Genomic DNA, 16,731 nt, shown 5'->3' on the forward strand with positions numbered 1-16,731 from the left:
GGGGACTGTGCAGATGACGCAGACCATGTTCGACACGGTCCTCGTGGCCAACCGGGGCGAGATCGCCGTCCGCGTGATCCGTACGCTGCGCTCGCTGGGCGTGCGCTCGGTGGCCGTCTTCTCCGACGCGGACGCCGACGCCCGCCATGTCCGGGAGGCCGACACGGCGGTACGGATCGGTCCGGCGCCGGCGGCCGAGAGCTATCTGTCGGTGGAGCGGCTGCTGGAGGCGGCGGCCCGCACCGGCGCCCAGGCCGTCCACCCGGGATACGGCTTCCTCGCGGAGAACGCCGGGTTCGCGCGCGCCTGCGCCGACGCCGGGCTGGTCTTCATCGGACCGCCCGCCGACGCCATCTCGCTGATGGGCGACAAGATCCGGGCCAAGGAGACGGTGAAGGCGGCCGGCGTCCCGGTCGTCCCGGGCTCCAGCGGCAGCGGGCTCACGGACGCCCAACTGGCCGACGCCGCCCGTGAGATCGGCATGCCCGTGCTGCTCAAGCCGTCGGCCGGCGGTGGCGGCAAGGGCATGCGGCTGGTGCGGGACGCGGCCGTGCTGGGCGACGAGATCGCCGCCGCCCGCCGTGAGGCCCGCGCTTCCTTCGGTGACGACACACTCCTCGTGGAGCGGTGGGTCGACCGGCCGCGGCACATCGAGATCCAGGTCCTGGCCGACGGCCACGGGAACGTGGTCCACCTCGGGGAGCGCGAGTGCTCCCTCCAGCGCCGGCACCAGAAGATCATCGAAGAGGCGCCCAGTGTGCTGCTCGACGAGGCGACCCGGGCGGCGATGGGCGAGGCGGCCGTACAGGCGGCGCGCTCGTGCGGCTACCGGGGCGCGGGCACGGTGGAGTTCATCGTGCCGGGCGGCGACCCGTCCTCGTACTACTTCATGGAGATGAACACCCGCCTCCAGGTCGAGCACCCGGTCACCGAGCTCATCACCGGACTCGACCTGGTGGAGTGGCAGCTGCGGGTGGCGGCGGGCGAGCCGCTGGCCTTCGCGCAGGAGGACGTACGGCTCACCGGGCACGCGGTCGAGGCCCGGATCTGCGCCGAGGACCCCGCGCGCGGGTTCCTCCCCTCGGGCGGCACGGTCCTCAAGCTGCGCGAGCCCCAGGGCGACGGCATCCGCACCGACTCCGGGCTCAGCGAGGGCACCGAAGTCGGCAGCCTGTACGACCCGATGCTGTCCAAGGTGATCGCCTACGGCCCCGACCGCGCCACGGCGCTGCGCAAGCTCCGGGCGGCTCTCGCGGAGACGGTCACGCTGGGCGTGCAGACGAACGCCGGGTTCCTGCGGCGGCTGCTCGCGCATCCGGCGGTCGTCGCGGGCGAGTTGGACACCGGGCTCGTCGAGCGCGTGGTGGACGACCTGGTCGGCACCGACGTACCCGACGAGGTCTACGAGGCGGCGGCGGCCGTACGTCTGGAGGCGCTGCGGCCGACGGGCGGCGGCTGGACGGACCCGTTCTCGGTGCCGAGCGGCTGGCGGCTCGGCGGGACCCCGAAGCCCGTCGGCTTCCCGCTGCGGGTGCAGGACCCGGTGGAGTACGCCCCGCGCGGCTCCGCCACCGTCACGGGCGGCCGCGTGTCGGTGACCCTGGACGGCGTCCGGCACACCTTCGACCTTGCCGCCCTGCCGGACGGCACCTGGCTGGGCCGGGACGGCGACGCCTGGCACGTACGCGACCACGACCCGGTCGCCGCGTCCCTCACCGGAGCCGCGCACTCCGGCGCCGACTCCCTCACCGCGCCGATGCCGGGCACGGTGACGGTGGTGAAGGTCGCCGTCGGGGACGAAGTGGCCGCCGGGCAGAGCCTGCTGGTCGTCGAGGCGATGAAGATGGAGCACGTCATCTCCGCCCCGCACGCCGGCACGGTCGCCGAACTGGACGTCACACCGGGCACCACCGTCGCCATGGACCAGGTCCTGGCGGTCATCACGCCGGTGAGCGACGCCGCGCAGGAGGAGCGATGACACTGCCCATGGTCGTGCCGGCGCCGGGGCTGCCCGCCCGCGTGCGCATCCACGAGGTCGGGGCACGCGACGGCCTGCAGAACGAGAAGTCGACCGTCCCGACCGAGGTCAAGGCGGAGTTCGTGCGCCGCCTCGCCGAGGCGGGGCTGACGACGATCGAGGCCACCAGCTTCGTCCACCCCAAGTGGGTGCCCCAACTGGCCGACGCGGAACAGCTGTTCCCGCTCGTCAGCGACCTCCCCGTGGCGCTCCCCGTCCTGGTCCCCAACAACCGCGGCCTGGACCGCGCCCTGGCCCTGGGCGCCCGCCGGGTCGCCGTCTTCGCCAGCGCCACGGAGTCCTTCGCCAAGGCCAACCTCAACCGGACGCTCGACGAGTCGCTGGCGGTGTTCGAGCCGGTCGTGGCCCGGGCCAAGGCCGAGGACGTCCATGTCCGCGGCTATGTCTCCATGTGCTTCGGCGACCCCTGGGAGGGCGCGGTCCCGATCCACCAGGTGGTCCGCGTGTGCAGGGCGCTGCGGGACATGGGCTGCGACGAGCTCAGCCTGGGCGACACGATCGGCGTCGCCACGCCCGGACATGTGCTGGAACTCCTCTCCATGCTCAACGAGGAGGGCGTCCCCACGAACGTCATCGGTGTCCACTTCCACGACACCTACGGCCAGGCACTGGCCAACACCTACGCCGCCCTCGAACACGGCGTCACCACCGTCGACGCCTCCGCCGGCGGCCTCGGCGGCTGCCCCTACGCCAAGTCCGCCACCGGCAACCTCGCCACCGAAGACCTCGTGTGGATGCTGCGGGGCCTCGGCATCGACACCGGAGTCGACCTCGACCGCCTAGTCGCCACGAGCGCGTGGATGGCCGAGCAACTGGGCCGACCCAGCCCTTCCCGCACCGTACGAGCCCTGTCCCACAAGGAGCAGTGAACAGCCATGGACCACCGTCTCTCCCCCGAACTGGAGGAACTCCGCCGCACGGTGGAGGCGTTCGCCCACGATGTCGTGGCGCCCAAGATCGGCGACTTCTACGAGCGCCACGAGTTCCCGTACGAGATCGTGCGGGAGATGGGCCGCATGGGCCTGTTCGGCCTGCCGTTCCCCGAGGAGTACGGCGGCATGGGCGGTGACTACCTGGCGCTCGGCATCGCGCTGGAGGAGCTGGCCCGCGTGGACTCCTCGGTCGCCATCACGCTCGAAGCGGGCGTCTCCCTCGGCGCGATGCCGATCCACCTCTTCGGCACCGACGCCCAAAAGCGGGAGTGGCTCCCCCGCCTCTGCTCCGGCGAGCTGCTCGGCGCCTTCGGCCTGACCGAGCCCGACGGCGGCTCGGACGCGGGCGCGACGCGCACCACGGCACGCCTGGACGAGTCGACGAACGAGTGGGTGATCAACGGCACCAAGTGCTTCATCACCAACTCCGGCACGGACGTCACCGGCCTGGTCACGGTCACGGCGGTGACGGGCCGCAAGCCTGACGGCAAGCCGCTCATCTCGTCCATCATCGTCCCGTCCGGCACGCCCGGTTTCACGGTCGCGGCCCCCTACTCCAAGGTCGGCTGGAACGCCTCCGACACCCGTGAGCTGTCCTTCGCGGACGTCCGCGTACCGGCGGCCAACCTCCTGGGCGAGGAGGGCCGCGGGTACGCCCAGTTCCTGCGCATCCTGGACGAGGGCCGCATCGCCATCGCGGCGCTCGCGACGGGCCTGGCGCAGGGCTGTGTGGACGAGTCGGTGAAGTACGCGAAGGAACGTCACGCCTTCGGCCGCCCCATCGGCGCCAACCAGGCCATCCAGTTCAAGATCGCCGACATGGAGATGAAGGCCCACACGGCCCGCCTGGCATGGCGCGACGCGGCGAGCCGCCTGGTCGCCGGGGAGCCCTTCAAGAAGGAGGCGGCGCTCGCGAAGCTGTACTCCTCCACGATCGCCGTGGACAACGCCCGTGACGCCACCCAGGTCCACGGCGGCTACGGCTTCATGAACGAGTACCCGGTGGCCCGCATGTGGCGCGACTCCAAGATCCTGGAGATCGGGGAGGGCACGAGCGAGGTGCAGCGGATGCTGATCGCGCGGGAGTTGGGGCTGGTGGGCTGAGTCTCACCGCCGGGCGGGCCCGCTGTCCCGGGAGCCTCGGCTCCCTTCGACGGTCCAGTGGGCCCCGCTCGGGGGCGATGCCGACGGCGTGCCGGGAAGCCGGACCGTGACGAGGAGACCGCCGGCGGGGCGGGGGACGAGGTCGAGGGTCCCGTCGTGGGCGCGGACGACGCTGTGCACGATGGCCAGGCCGAGGCCGACGCCCGCGTGCTCGTCGGTGCGTACGCGTTCCGTGCCGCGCTGGAAGGGTTCGGTGAGGGTCGGCACCAGTTCCGGTGGGAGCGGACGGCCCGTGTTCTCGACCCGCAGCACGCTCGTGTCGCCGTGCGCCTCGGTGTGGACCGTCACGGTGCCGCCGGCGGGCAGGTTGTGGACGATGGCGTTCTGGACGAGGTTCGTCACCATCCGCAGCAGGAGCTCCGCGGAGCCGCCGGTCCGTGTCGCCCCGCCGGTGACGTCGAGCGTGATCCCGCGCTGTTCGGCGAGGGGGAGCAGCGTCTCGGCGGCCTCTTCGGCGACGAGGGAGAGGTCGACGCTCTCGCGGGTGACGTTCCCCCGGTCGCTGCGGCTGAGCAGCAGCAGGGCCTCGGTGAGGTCGATCGCGCGCGTATTGGCGGCCTGCAGGCGTTCGATGAGTTCGCCCCGGTCCCGCGTGGGGTCCTTGCGGGCGACGTCGAGGAGCGTCCGCGAGATGGCCAGCGGGGTGCGCAGTTCGTGGGAGGCGTTCGCGGCGAACCTCTGCTGCTCGGCGACATGGGACTCCAGTTGCTGGAGCATCGAGTCGAACGTGTCGGAGAGTTCACGGAACTCGTCCCGGCGGCCCTTCATGCGGATCCGGTGGGACAGCGACCCGTTCCCGGCCCTCCGTGCCGCGTCCGTGATCCGGGTGAGCGGTGCGAGCATCCGGCCGGCGAGGATCCATCCCCCGACGAGGCCGAACACGAGCAGGAGGACCATCGCCACGGCCGCGGCGGGGGCGAACGTGCGCACAAGCAGGTAGCGGTTGGGCGAGATCCCCAGGAGACCCTGGGAGTTGTCGGGTACGTAGCGCAACAGGAACCACCACACCACGGCCAGCAAGAGAGCGCCAGCGACGGCGAGGAACCCGGCGTAGCTGAGGGTGAGCTTCAGTCGGGCGCTGAGCCCTGGGCGTCTATTCACGCGTGGTTCCGGTGTCGATCCGGTAGCCGACGCCGGGCACCGTGGCGATGATCCATGGTTCGCCGAGCCGTTTGCGCAGTGCGGAGACGGTGATGCGCACGGCGTTGGTGAGGGGATCGGCGTTCTCGTCCCAGGCCCGTTCCAGGAGTTCTTCGGCGCTGACGACCCCGCCCTCGGCGGCGACGAGTACTTCGAGGACGGCGAACTGTTTGCGGGTGAGCGCGACGTAGCGTCCGTCGCGGAAGACCTCCCGGCGGAAGGGATCGACCCGCAGGCCCGCGATCTCGCGGACCGGGGGCCGGGCATACGCGCGTCTGCGGTCGAGCGCCCTCAGCCGCAGGACGAGTTCCCGCAGTTCGAAGGGTTTGGTGAGGTAGTCGTCGGCGCCGAGCCCGAACCCGGAGGCCTTGTCGTCGATCCGGTCGGCGGCGGTGAGCATGAGGATCGGGATGCCGCTGCCGGAGGCGACGATGCGCAGGGCGACCTCGTCGCCGGAAGGGCCGGGGATGTCCCGGTCGAGGACCGCCAGGTCGTAGGAGTTGACGCTGAGCAGTTCCAGGGCGGTGTCTCCGTCGCCCGCGATGTCGGCGGCGATCGCCTCCAGCCGTAGACCGTCACGGACGGCTTCGGCCAGGTCGGGCTCGTCCTCCACGATCAGTACGCGCATGTGCGGAGCCTAAGCAGCGGAACATATCGCCGACGTATGGTCCGACGGCGCTTGTGCCGTGGTGCGCCACCAGCGGCGCGACGCCAGCGCGGCCAGCACCGCGCCGACCGCGTTGACCAGCACGTCGTCCACGGACGACACCCGGTCGAGGCGCAGCACGTACTGTGCGGTCTCGACCAGGACCGAGCAGCCCGCCCCGAGCGCCAGGATCCGCGGCACGGACGCCAGCGCCGCGAACCGCATCGGGGCGAAGAACCCCAGTGCCGCGAAGACCAGCAGGTTGCCGACGATCCCGAGCGGCCCCATCGTGACCAGGTCCCGCAGCGGCACCAGACTCACCCGGGCGGGGGCGGTGCCGGGTGCGGCGCCCGGCATCATGGTCAGCCACAGGAACGGCACCGTCCCGTGGACCATGCCCACCTCGGCCAGCGACCTCCGCCAAGCCGAGGTAGCCCCCGCGGCACGCCGACGCCGCGCCAGTGCCCACGCCACCAGCACGGCCAACGGCAGCGCGACCAACGTCATGAGCACCACACCGTTGAACGTGTCGAAGCAGCCGTGCCACCGCCCCGCCATGCACCTCGGAGCCGACATCATGAGCGGCCCCCGCACGACGAACAGGGCACTCGCCAGGCCGAGGACCGCCAGGCCGAGGAACACGATCCTGCGCGTACGGCGGGGTGCCGACAGGGATGCGTTGGGGTTCATGCCCCCATTGAGACGGAGGTCCCGTTGCCGTGGCGTACGCGATTTTCGATACGCCCGCGATACACGTACACGGCGTCAACCAGCCCTCAATGCAAGGGAGTTGAAGCTTGCTGGTTCAGGTACGCATCTCTCAGGGCACGCACGGCTTCGATCACAAGGGCCCCACCCCTGGGAGATCAGCTCAGGTTAGGCTAACCTACCTTCGAATTGTCCGGCCGGTGATCCGCCCTGTTCGAAAGCAGCGTACCCATGTCCAACGCAAGAGCCACCCACCTCACCCGTCGCGGCATCCTCGCCGCGGGCGGCGCCCTCGGCCTCGGTGCCGTGCTCGCAGCCTGCGGGGACGACGACGCGAAAAACGGTGGCTCGGACGAGGCCACGACCGCTGCCAAGTCCGGCCCCTGGACGTTCAAGGACGACCGCGGCACCGCCGTGAAGCTCGACAAGGTTCCCACCAAGATCGTGGCCTTCGTCGGCGTCGCGGCCGCTCTCCACGACTACGGCATCGAGGTCAAGGGCGTCTTCGGTCCCACCAAGACGCAGGACGGCAAGGCCGACGTCCAGGCCGGCGACATGGACGTCAGCAAGCTGACCGTCTTCGGCAACGTCTGGGACCAGTTCAACGTCGAGGAGTACGCGGCGTTCGCCCCCGAGGTCCTCATCTCCACGACCTTCGACAGCGCGGGCACCCTCTGGTACGTCCCGGAGGCCTCCAAGGACAAGATCGCCAAGCTCGCCCCGAGCGCCGCGATCTCCGTTTACGACCGCCAGATCACCCAGCCGCTGCAGAAGATGTGGGAGCTGGCGGAGTCCCTCGGCGCGGACATGAAGGCCGACAAGGTCGCCCAGTCCAAGAAGGACTTCGAGGCCGCCGCCGAGCGCCTGCGCAAGGCCGCCAAGGCCCGCCCCGAGATCAAGGTGATGGCCGGTTCCGCGAGCCAGGACATCTTCTACGTCTCCGGCACCAACCTCTCCATCGACCTTGAGTACTTCAAGGCCCTCGGCGTGAAGTTCGTCGAGCCGCCGGAGAGCGCCAAGAAGGAGGGCGGCGGCTGGTTCGAGAGCCTCAGCTGGGAGAACGTCGACAAGTACCCGGCCGACATCATCATGATGGACGACCGCTCCTCGACGATCCAGCCGGCCGACATCACCGAGGCCACCTGGAAGAAGCTGCCCGCGGTGAAGGCCGGTCAGGTCATCGCTCGCTCCCCCGAGCCGATCCTGTCCTACGACAAGTGCACGCCGCTTCTCACGAGCCTCGCGGAGGCCATCGAGAAGGCCAAGAAGGTCAGCTAGGAGTCACTGTGACGACCGCCGTAGCCGCCCCGTTCCGTTTCTTCTCCCTCCAGGTCGTACGGACGAGGCGGCTCGGCCCGTCTCTGGTGCGGGTCTCCTTCGCCGGGGAGGACCTCAGGCACTTCCTGTCCGACGGGTGCGACCAGTCCCTGTCGCTGTTCCTGCCGCACCCGGGCCAGAGCGAGCCGCAGGTGCCGATCGAGCTCGGCGACGGCTGGTGGCAGGCGTGGCGTGAACTCCCGGACGACGTACGGGCCGTGATGCGGTCCTACACGCTCCGCGCGCTCAGGCGTGACGCCTACGGGCACACGACGGGGATCGACATCGACTTCGTGCTGCACGGCGTCGAGCCCGGCGCCGCAGCCCCCGCCGGCCCCGCTTCCCGCTGGGCCTCCCGCGCCGGCACCGGTGACCGCGTCCTGCTGCTCGGTCCGGCCATCGCCGACAACCGCGCGATCCGGTTCCGGCCGCCGCAGGACACCGACCTGGTCGCCATCTGGGGCGACGACACCGCCGTACCCGCCGTCTCCGCCATCCTCGAGACCCTGCCAGCCGGCACCCGCGCACGGGTGTGGCTGGAGGTGCACGACGCCGGGGACATCCAGGACCTGGTGACCGAGGCCGACGCCGAGATCACCTGGCTGGTCCGGGAGGGCACGCGCGCCGAGGGGTCCCCCATGGCCCTCGACGCCATCCGCGCCGCCCAACTCCCCGCCGCCGCAAACCCGTACGTCTGGATCGCGGGCGAGTCCGGCTGCGTGAAGGCGCTGCGCCGACACTTCGTCGGCGAGCGCGGGGTGGACCGGCGCCGGGTGACCTTCGTGGGGTACTGGAGGCAGGGACTGAGCGAGGAGCAACTGCGCGAGCAGGCATAACTGCCCCTGAAACCAAGGCAATCGGATGGCTACCACTGCGTAAGTGATCGCAGTCACCCTTGACGCTGCCATGATCCAAAGTAACTTAGGTTAGGCTAACCTAAGTTGCACCCCACCTCGTACGTCACGGCAACCCCGCACTTCACGGCCCGTCCCCACCGGAGGACCTCCCCATGCGCTCGCACCTGCTCAATGACACGACCGCGGAGCAGTACCGCCGCTCCGTGACCGAAGGTATAGAGCGGGTGGCAGCCAAACTCGCCGCCACCGACCGTCCGTTCACCGGTGTCACCGTCGACGCCCTCGCCCCGACCATCGACGCGATCGACCTCGACCAGCCGCTCCTCGACCCCGCCGCGGTCCTCGACGAGCTGGAGGACGTCTACCTCCGGGACGCGATCTACTTCCACCACCCCCGCTACCTCGCCCACCTCAACTGCCCGGTCGTCATCCCGGCCGTGCTCGGCGAGGCGATCCTCTCCGCAGTCAACTCCTCCCTGGACACCTGGGACCAGTCGGCCGGCGGCACCCTCATCGAGCGCAAGCTCATCGACTGGACGACCGCCCGAATAGGCCTCGGCGAGAACGCCGACGGTGTCTTCACCTCCGGCGGCACGCAGTCCAACCTCCAGGCGCTGCTGCTGGCGCGCGAGGAGGCCAAGACCGACAGCCTGGCCAAACTGCGCATCTTCGCCTCCGAGGTCAGCCACTTCAGCGTGAAGAAGTCGGCGAAACTGCTGGGCCTCGGCCAGGACGCCGTGGTCTCCATCCCCGTCGACCAAGACAAGCGCATGCAGACCGTCGCGCTCGCCCATGAGCTGGAGCGCTGCAAGAAGGACGGCCTGGTCCCCATGGCCGTCGTCGCCACCGCCGGCACCACCGACTTCGGCTCGATCGACCCGCTGCCCGAGATCGCCGAGCTGTGCGAGCAGTTCGGCACCTGGATGCACGTCGACGCCGCCTACGGCTGCGGTCTGCTCGCCTCCGTGAAGTACCGGGGCCGCATCGACGGCATCGAGCGCGCCGACTCGGTCACCGTCGACTACCACAAGTCCTTCTTCCAGCCGGTGAGTTCGTCCGCCGTGCTGGTCCGGGACGCCTCGACGCTGCGCCACGCGACCTACCACGCGGAGTACCTCAACCCGCGCCGTATGGTCACCGAGCGCATCCCCAACCAGGTCGACAAGTCCCTGCAGACGACCCGCCGTTTCGACGCCCTCAAGCTGTGGATGACCTTGCGCACCATGGGCGCCGACGGCATCGGGCAGCTCTTCGACGAGGTCTGCGACCTGGCGGTGGAGGGCTGGAAGCTGCTGGCCGCCGACCCGCGCTTCGACGTCGTGGTCGAGCCGACGCTGTCCACCCTGGTCTACCGCTACATCCCGGCGGCCGTCACCGACCCCGCCGAGATCGACCGCGCCAACCTGTACGCCCGCAAGGCCCTGTTCGCCTCCGGCGACGCGGTCGTCGCGGGCACCAAGGTGGGCGGTCGCCACTACCTGAAGTTCACCCTGCTCAACCCCGAGACGACGACCGAAGACATCGCCGCCGTCCTCGACCTGATCGCCGGCCACGCCGAGCAGTACCTGGGAGAGTCCCTTGACCGCGCGTCCTGAAAACCCGACCAAAACCCATGACTTCGTGGGGATCGGGCTCGGCCCGTTCAACCTCGGCCTCGCCTGCCTGACCGAGCCGATCGACGAGCTCGACGGCGTCTTCCTGGAGTCGAAGCCGGACTTCGAGTGGCACGCGGGCATGTTCCTGGACGGCGCCCACCTCCAGACCCCGTTCATGTCGGACCTGGTCACCCTGGCCGACCCGACCTCGCCGTACTCCTTCCTGAACTACCTGAAGGAGAAGGGCCGGCTGTACTCGTTCTACATCCGGGAGAACTTCTACCCGCTGCGGGTCGAGTACGACGACTACTGCCGCTGGGCCGCGAACAAGCTGAGCAGCATCCGCTTCAGCACGACGGTCGCCGAGGTGAGGTACGAGGACGACCTGTACGTCGTGACGACGACCGCCGGTGACACCTACCGCGCCCGTCACCTGGTCCTCGGCACCGGCACCCCGCCCTTCATACCCGAGGCCTGCCAGGGCCTGGGCGGCGACTTCATCCACAACTCCCGCTATCTGCAGAACAAGGCGGAGCTGCAGAAGAAGGAGTCGATCACGCTGGTCGGCTCCGGGCAGTCCGCGGCGGAGATCTACTACGACCTGCTCAGCGAGATCGACGTCCACGGCTACCGGCTGAACTGGGTCACCCGCTCCCCGCGCTTCTTCCCGCTGGAGTACACCAAGCTCACGCTGGAGATGACGTCGCCGGAGTACGTCGACTACTTCCGCGAGCTGCCGGAGGCGACCCGCTACCGCCTCACAGCCGAGCAGAAGGGCCTGTTCAAGGGCATCGACGGCGACCTGATCAACGAGATCTTCGACCTGCTCTACCAGAAGAACCTCGGCGGCCCGGTCCCCACCCGACTGCTCACCAACTCCTCGCTGAACGGCGCGACGTACGAGAACGGCACGTACACGCTGTCCTTCCGCCAGGAGGAGCAGCAGAAGGACTTCGACCTCGACTCGCAGGGCCTGGTGCTGGCCACCGGCTACAAGTACGCCGAGCCGGAGTTCCTCGCGCCCGTGAAGGACCGCCTGGTCTACGACTCGCAGGGCAACTTCGACGTTGCCCGCAACTACGCCATTGACGTCACCGGCCGCGGCGTCTTCCTGCAGAACGCCGGCGTCCACACGCACAGCATCACGAGCCCGGACCTGGGCATGGGCCCGTACCGGAACGCGTACATCATCCGCGAACTGCTCGGCACCGAGTACTACCCGGTCGAGAAGACCATCGCGTTCCAGGAGTTCTCCGTATGAGCATCGGCACCTTCACCGTCCGCGCCCTCGATCCCCTGAAGGACGCCGAACTGCTGCACCGCTGGGTCACCGACCCCAAGGCGGCCTTCTGGATGATGCAGGACGCGAAACTCCAGGACGTCGAGCGCGAGTACATGCGCATCGCGGCCCACGAGCACCACCACGCGTACCTGGGCCTGCACGACGGCGAACCGGCGTTCCTGATGGAGAAGTACGACCCCCGGTACGTCGAGCTGGTCGGCCTGTACGACCCCGAGCCCGGCGATGTCGGCATGCACTTCCTGGTCGCCCCCACCGACCGCCCGATCAGCGGCTTCACCAGGGCCGTCATCACCGCCGTGATGGACGAGCTGTTCGCCGACCCGCGCACCCGCCGGGTCGTCGTGGAGCCCGACGTGGGCAACAAGGCCGTGCACGCCCTGAACGAGGCCGTCGGCTTCGTGCCCGAACGTGAGATCGACAAGCCGGAGAAGCGCGCGCTGCTGAGCTTCTGCACGCGCGAACAGTTCCTGGCCGCCCGAGGAGTAGCTGTATGACCCTGTCCGACGCCGTAGCGCATCTGTCCCCCCACCGCTGGGCGCGGGCCAACCGCCTCCTGATCCGCAAGGGCCTCGCCGAGTTCGCCCACGAGCGGCTCATCACGCCGGAGGCCACCGGCGCCGGCGAGTACGCCGTCCGCAGCGACGACGGTCTGACGCGGTACACCTTCAAGGCGGTGATCCGGGCCCTCGACCACTGGCAGGTCGACGCCGACTCGATCACCCGCCACCGGGACGGCGCCGAACTCCCGCTCGCCGCCCTGGACTTCTTCGTCGAGCTGCAGAAGTCCCTGGGCCTGAGCGACGAGGTCCTGCCGGTCTACCTGGAGGAGATCTCCTCCACCCTCTCCGGCACCTGCTACAAGCTCACCAAGCCGCAGGTCCCGGTCGCCGAGCTGGTGAAGAGCGGCTTCCAGGCCATCGAGACGGGCATGACCGAGGGCCACCCCTGCTTCGTCGCCAACAACGGGCGGCTCGGCTTCGGCATCCACGAGTACCTGTCGTACGCCCCCGAGACCGCGAGCCCGGTCCGGCTGGTGTGGCTGGCGGCGCACCGCGACCGGGCGGCCTTCACGGCCGGTGTCGGCATCGAGTACGAGTCCTTCGTACGGCAGGAGCTGGGCGAGGAGACCGTCGAGCGCTTCAACGGCGTCCTGCGCGACCTGGACCTCGACCCCGCCGACTATCTCCTCATCCCCGTCCACCCCTGGCAGTGGTGGAACAAGCTCACCGTCACCTTCGCCGCCGAGGTCGCCCGCCGGCACCTCGTCTGCGTCGGCGAGGGCGACGACGAGTACCTGGCCCAGCAGTCGATCCGGACCTTCTTCAACCGGTCCAGCCCCGAGAAGCACTACGTGAAGACGGCCCTGTCCGTCATCAACATGGGCTTCATGCGCGGCCTCTCGGCGGCGTACATGGAGGCCACCCCGGCCATCAACGACTGGCTCGCCCAGCTCATCGACAACGACCCGGTGCTGCGGGACACCGGCCTGTCGATCATCCGCGAACGCGCCGCCGTCGGCTACCGGCACCTGGAGTACGAGGCGGCCACGGACCGCTACTCGCCGTACCGCAAGATGCTGGCCGCGCTCTGGCGCGAGAGCCCCGTCGCCTCCCTCCAGGAGGGCGAGTCGCTGGCCACCATGGCCTCCCTCGTCCACGTCGACGACGAGGGCGCGTCCTTCGCGGGCGCGCTGATCGCGCAGTCGGGGCTGACGCCGGTGGAGTGGCTGCGCCGCTACCTGAAGGCGTACTACACCCCGCTGCTGCACAGCTTCTACGCCTACGACCTGGTGTACATGCCGCACGGCGAGAACGTGATCCTGGCCCTGAAGGACGGCGTGGTCCAGCGCGCGATCTACAAGGACATCGCCGAGGAGATCGCGGTCATGGACCCGGACGCGGTGCTGCCGCCGACGGTCGAGCGGCTGCGCGTGGACGTCCCCGAGGACAAGAAGCTCCTGTCCATCTTCACGGACGTCTTCGACTGCTTCTTCCGCTTCCTCGCCGCGAACCTCGCGGCCGAGGGGATCCTGGAGGAGGACGACTTCTGGCGTACGGTCGCCGAGGTCACCCGGGACTACCAGCACTCGGTGCCCGAACTCGCCGACAAGTTCAAGCAGTACGACATGTTCGCCCCCGAGTTCGCCCTGTCCTGCCTCAACCGCCTCCAGCTGCGCAACAACAAGCAGATGGTCGACCTCGCGGACCCGGCCGGCGCCCTCCAGCTGGTCGGCAACCTGAAGAACCCCATCGCAGGGCTGTAGTCCACGGCCCCACAAGACAGGCGTGCACCCCCGGAGTACGGTCCTCCGGGGGTGCACGTCCATACGTGCGGGGCGTGCGCGCCCCTTGTTCTCAGGGGCGCGGGGCTGTGTCAATTTGCGGCTCCACCGCGGGGCGCGACCAGCCCCCACCGGCCCGCAGACGAATCACCACCCTCACGCCGTGGGCCAAGGCACCTGAGGCGACCGGTAGAACCCGATCCCCAACGCCTCCCACCGCTCAGCCTGCGCAGCAAGCCGCACCTTGTAGGCATCCCAGTCATGCGTGGAAGCCGGCGACCAGCCCAGCTCGGCCACACCCGGCAGCCTCGGGAAGGCCATGTACTCGATGTCCGCGGACTTGGTGAGCGTCTCGCTCCACAGCGGCGCCTCGACACCCCGGATCGCCGAAGCGGGCGCCCCGGAAAGGTAGTTGCCGGGATCCCAGTCGTACGACCGCTTCACCTCGACCAGACCGGCCCAGTCCAGCCCCAGCGGAGTGTCCGCCGTGTACTTCATGTCGAGGTAGATCCGGTCGGCCGGGGACAGCACGATCCCCGTCCCGTTCTGCGCGGCCTTGGCGACCTGGGCCTTCTCCTCGGCGCTCGTACCGTCCAGCCCCCAGTACTGAGCGAGAGCGCCCTTCGCCGGAGTCGCCCCGGTCAGCTGATGCCAGCCGACCACCGTCTTGCCGTACTTGGCGACGAGCGGCTGCACCCGGTCCATGAACTTCACATAGTCCTCGTGGCTGGTCGAGTGCGCCTCGTCCCCGCCGATGTGGAGGTACTTGCCCGGCGTGAGCGCGGCGAGCTCCCGGATCACGTCGTCCACGAAGTCGTACGTGATGTCCTTGCCGACGCACAGCGAGCTGAAGCCGACCTCGGTGCCGGTGTAGAGCGGAGGCGCGACGCCGTCGCAGTTCAGCTCGGCGTACGAGGCGAGGGCGGCGTTGGTGTGGCCGGGCATGTCGATCTCGGGGACGACCTCCAGATAGCGGGAGGACGCGTACCGGACGATCTCCTTGTAGTCGGCCTTGGTGTAGTGGCCGCCGGGCCCGCCGCCGACCTGGGTCGAGCCGCCGTACGTCGCAAGGCGCGGCCAGGAGTCGATGGCGATGCGCCAGCCCTGGTCGTCGCTGAGGTGCAGATGGAGTTTGTTGATCTTGTAGAGGGCGAGCTGGTCGATGTAGCGCTTGACCTGGTCGACGGTGAAGAAGTGCCGGGAGACGTCGAGCATGGCGCCGCGCCAGCCGTAGCGCGGGGTGTCCTTGATCGTGCCGCCCGCGACCAGCCAGGGGCCCCGCTGGACGGAGTCCTTCTCGACGGCCGCCGGCAGCAGCTGGCGCAGGGTCTGGACGCCGTGGAAGAGGCCCGCCGGCTGGGCCGCGGTGATGGTGACGCCCTTGCGGCCGCTGTCGAGGCGGTAGCCCTCGGCGCCGTACGAGCCCTTCGCCAGGCGCAGTTGGATGCCACCGCCACCGTGGGCGGTGACGGGGATGCGGTAGCCCGTGGAAGGACGCAGGACGGCCGCGAGGTACTCGCCGACGCGGCGGGCCTCGCGGGAGGCGTCGACGCGTATGTGGGTGTCGCGGGTGATGCGGTAGGGGGATCCGCTCGCGGCGACCGAGGCGGGCGCGGGGACCACCCGGTCGAGCGGGGTGGTCGATGCCGCCGGCACGGGAGCGGCCCCCGTCACGGAGACACCCATCGCGACCAGCAGCAGGCAACCGAGAAGGCGAAACGATCTGTGGCGCTGTCTCACAAAGCCGTCCCTTCCATGAGCCGTTGAGCCCTTGAGCCGTTGGCCTCGGGGCTCCAAGAGGTCTGGACCACTCTCTCGTGAGACTGGTGGAACAATCCACCCCATGGCGGAAATCATCCAGAAGGACGGCACGTGGGTCTTCGACGGCGATGCACTGCGGCTGACTCCCGGACGGGACAAGAACGTCAGCCTGTTCCGCAAGACGCTGGGTGAACTGGTCGTCCCCCTGGGGGCGTTGGCGGGGGTCTCCTTCGAGCAGGGCAAGAAGGCCGGGCGGCTGCGACTGCGGCTGCGCGACGGCGCCGACCCGCTGCTGCACGCCACCGGCGGCCGGCTCACCGAGCCCAACGACCCGTATCAGCTGATCGTCGAGTCCGACCGCTACGGCGTCGCCGAGTACTTCGTGGACGAGGTGCGCAACGCCCTGCTGCTCGACCAGGTCCCGGCCGACCCGGTCGACGCGTACCTGCTGCCGGGCCCGTCGGTGCCCCTGTCGGTCTCCGCCGGGGACGGCACCGCGACCTTCGACGGCGAGAACATCCGCCTGGAGTGGAACTGGAAGACGGAGGACGCCAAGGCCGCCGCCGGCAGCCGCTCCCTCACGGTCACCGACATCGCGGCCGTGGAGTGGCATCCGGCGGCGGGCCTGGAGAACGGCCACCTCCGCTTCACCGTCAGGAACGCGCCCACCAAGGCCCCGCCCAAGTACGACCCGAACGCGGTGGAGCTGTGGGGCTTCAAGAAGGACCCGCTGATGGCCCTGGTCGCGGCGGCGGTGCAGGCCCGCCTCCCGCACCCAACCAGGGCCACCGGCGCGGACGTGGCGGACGCGCGACCGGAGCTGCCTTCCCCTCCGGTCGCGGCCGCCGAGGACGATCACGACGCCCTCCTGCGCCGCCTGCGCGAACTCGGCGAGCTCCATCGCACGGGCGTGCTGACGGACGAGGAGTTCGCCTTGGCCAAACAGGCGGTTCTCAAGCGGATGTAGCGGACCTGCCGGGCCCTGCGCG

Annotated in this window: 14 protein-coding genes; 10 read left to right on the forward strand and 4 right to left on the reverse strand. The window is 69.8% G+C overall.

Annotated elements, in window-relative coordinates:
- Positions 1–13: 13 nt before the first annotated feature.
- From AB5J55_RS15315 to AB5J55_RS15325, 3 genes are read left to right on the forward strand one after another with little or no spacing between them, the layout of a single operon-like run.
- Positions 14–1,978, forward strand: coding sequence for an acetyl-CoA carboxylase biotin carboxylase subunit (locus tag AB5J55_RS15315; RefSeq protein WP_369271216.1), 1,965 nt, complete (start codon positions 14–16; stop codon positions 1,976–1,978).
- Positions 1,975–2,907: a hydroxymethylglutaryl-CoA lyase gene (locus tag AB5J55_RS15320; protein WP_369271217.1), complete on the forward strand. Its 933-nt coding sequence runs from the start codon at positions 1,975–1,977 to the stop codon at positions 2,905–2,907. Before AB5J55_RS15315 ends, AB5J55_RS15320 begins: the two co-directional genes overlap by 4 nt.
- Before the next feature lie 6 nt (positions 2,908–2,913).
- On the forward strand, positions 2,914–4,074 hold the full coding sequence (locus AB5J55_RS15325; protein WP_369271218.1) for an acyl-CoA dehydrogenase family protein: 1,161 nt from the start codon (positions 2,914–2,916) through the stop codon (positions 4,072–4,074).
- A 3-nt stretch (positions 4,075–4,077) separates the two neighbouring features.
- Here the strand turns inward: AB5J55_RS15325 and AB5J55_RS15330 are convergent, their stop codons facing one another.
- From AB5J55_RS15330 to AB5J55_RS15340, 3 genes are read right to left on the reverse strand one after another with little or no spacing between them, the layout of a single operon-like run.
- The gene (locus tag AB5J55_RS15330) at positions 4,078–5,235 is read right to left on the reverse strand and encodes a sensor histidine kinase (RefSeq protein WP_369271219.1); all 1,158 of its coding nucleotides are present in this window, start codon (positions 5,233–5,235) and stop codon (positions 4,078–4,080) included.
- Entirely contained in the window at positions 5,228–5,902 is a 675-nt protein-coding gene (locus AB5J55_RS15335) for a response regulator transcription factor (RefSeq protein WP_369271220.1), read from the reverse strand. The genes AB5J55_RS15330 and AB5J55_RS15335 overlap by 8 nt, the downstream gene beginning before the upstream one ends.
- Positions 5,903–5,911: 9 nt before the next feature.
- Complete coding sequence (locus tag AB5J55_RS15340; protein ID WP_369271221.1) at positions 5,912–6,610, reverse strand: VanZ family protein; 699 nt, start codon at positions 6,608–6,610, stop codon at positions 5,912–5,914.
- A 249-nt stretch (positions 6,611–6,859) separates the two neighbouring features.
- Here AB5J55_RS15340 and AB5J55_RS15345 point away from each other — a divergent pair, with 249 nt between their 5' ends.
- The 6 genes from AB5J55_RS15345 (at position 6,860) to AB5J55_RS15370 (ending at position 13,963) form a co-directional block, all read left to right on the forward strand.
- The gene (locus AB5J55_RS15345) at positions 6,860–7,906 is read left to right on the forward strand and encodes an ABC transporter substrate-binding protein (protein WP_369271222.1); all 1,047 of its coding nucleotides are present in this window, start codon (positions 6,860–6,862) and stop codon (positions 7,904–7,906) included.
- 8 nt (positions 7,907–7,914) lie between these two features.
- Complete coding sequence (locus AB5J55_RS15350; RefSeq protein WP_369271223.1) at positions 7,915–8,781, forward strand: siderophore-interacting protein; 867 nt, start codon at positions 7,915–7,917, stop codon at positions 8,779–8,781.
- A 173-nt stretch (positions 8,782–8,954) separates the two neighbouring features.
- Entirely contained in the window at positions 8,955–10,397 is a 1,443-nt protein-coding gene (gene desA, locus AB5J55_RS15355) for a lysine decarboxylase DesA (RefSeq protein ID WP_369271224.1), read from the forward strand.
- Positions 10,381–11,658 (forward strand): lysine N(6)-hydroxylase/L-ornithine N(5)-oxygenase family protein, encoded by a 1,278-nt coding sequence (locus AB5J55_RS15360; protein WP_369271225.1) that lies wholly within the window; start codon positions 10,381–10,383, stop codon positions 11,656–11,658. The genes desA and AB5J55_RS15360 overlap by 17 nt, the downstream gene beginning before the upstream one ends.
- Positions 11,655–12,194, forward strand: coding sequence for a GNAT family N-acetyltransferase (locus AB5J55_RS15365; RefSeq protein ID WP_369271226.1), 540 nt, complete (start codon positions 11,655–11,657; stop codon positions 12,192–12,194). The genes AB5J55_RS15360 and AB5J55_RS15365 overlap by 4 nt, the downstream gene beginning before the upstream one ends.
- Entirely contained in the window at positions 12,191–13,963 is a 1,773-nt protein-coding gene (locus AB5J55_RS15370) for an IucA/IucC family siderophore biosynthesis protein (RefSeq protein WP_369271227.1), read from the forward strand. Before AB5J55_RS15365 ends, AB5J55_RS15370 begins: the two co-directional genes overlap by 4 nt.
- 174 nt (positions 13,964–14,137) lie before the next feature.
- Here the strand turns inward: AB5J55_RS15370 and AB5J55_RS15375 are convergent, their stop codons facing one another.
- Positions 14,138–15,667 (reverse strand): beta-N-acetylhexosaminidase, encoded by a 1,530-nt coding sequence (locus AB5J55_RS15375; protein WP_369271228.1) that lies wholly within the window; start codon positions 15,665–15,667, stop codon positions 14,138–14,140.
- 157 nt (positions 15,668–15,824) lie between these two features.
- On the opposite strand from AB5J55_RS15375, the gene AB5J55_RS15380 reads away from it, so the two are divergent.
- Positions 15,825–16,709 (forward strand): DUF4429 domain-containing protein, encoded by an 885-nt coding sequence (locus AB5J55_RS15380; RefSeq protein ID WP_369271229.1) that lies wholly within the window; start codon positions 15,825–15,827, stop codon positions 16,707–16,709.
- Positions 16,710–16,731 lie beyond the last annotated feature (22 nt).

Origin of the sequence: Streptomyces sp. R11 (genome assembly GCF_041051905.1) — a bacterium.
Lineage (GTDB): Bacteria > Actinomycetota > Actinomycetes > Streptomycetales > Streptomycetaceae > Streptomyces.

Coding starts and splice junctions, on each gene's coding strand:
- AB5J55_RS15315 (WP_369271216.1), top strand. CDS start 14: ATGACGCAGACCATGTTCGACACGGTCCTCGTGGCCAACCGGGGCGAG.
- AB5J55_RS15320 (WP_369271217.1), top strand. CDS start 1,975: ATGACACTGCCCATGGTCGTGCCGGCGCCGGGGCTGCCCGCCCGCGTG.
- AB5J55_RS15325 (WP_369271218.1), top strand. CDS start 2,914: ATGGACCACCGTCTCTCCCCCGAACTGGAGGAACTCCGCCGCACGGTG.
- AB5J55_RS15335 (WP_369271220.1), bottom strand. CDS start 5,902: ATGCGCGTACTGATCGTGGAGGACGAGCCCGACCTGGCCGAAGCCGTC.
- AB5J55_RS15340 (WP_369271221.1), bottom strand. CDS start 6,610: ATGAACCCCAACGCATCCCTGTCGGCACCCCGCCGTACGCGCAGGATC.
- AB5J55_RS15345 (WP_369271222.1), top strand. CDS start 6,860: ATGTCCAACGCAAGAGCCACCCACCTCACCCGTCGCGGCATCCTCGCC.
- desA (WP_369271224.1), top strand. CDS start 8,955: ATGCGCTCGCACCTGCTCAATGACACGACCGCGGAGCAGTACCGCCGC.
- AB5J55_RS15365 (WP_369271226.1), top strand. CDS start 11,655: ATGAGCATCGGCACCTTCACCGTCCGCGCCCTCGATCCCCTGAAGGAC.
- AB5J55_RS15370 (WP_369271227.1), top strand. CDS start 12,191: ATGACCCTGTCCGACGCCGTAGCGCATCTGTCCCCCCACCGCTGGGCG.
- AB5J55_RS15375 (WP_369271228.1), bottom strand. CDS start 15,667: ATGGGTGTCTCCGTGACGGGGGCCGCTCCCGTGCCGGCGGCATCGACC.
- AB5J55_RS15380 (WP_369271229.1), top strand. CDS start 15,825: ATGGCGGAAATCATCCAGAAGGACGGCACGTGGGTCTTCGACGGCGAT.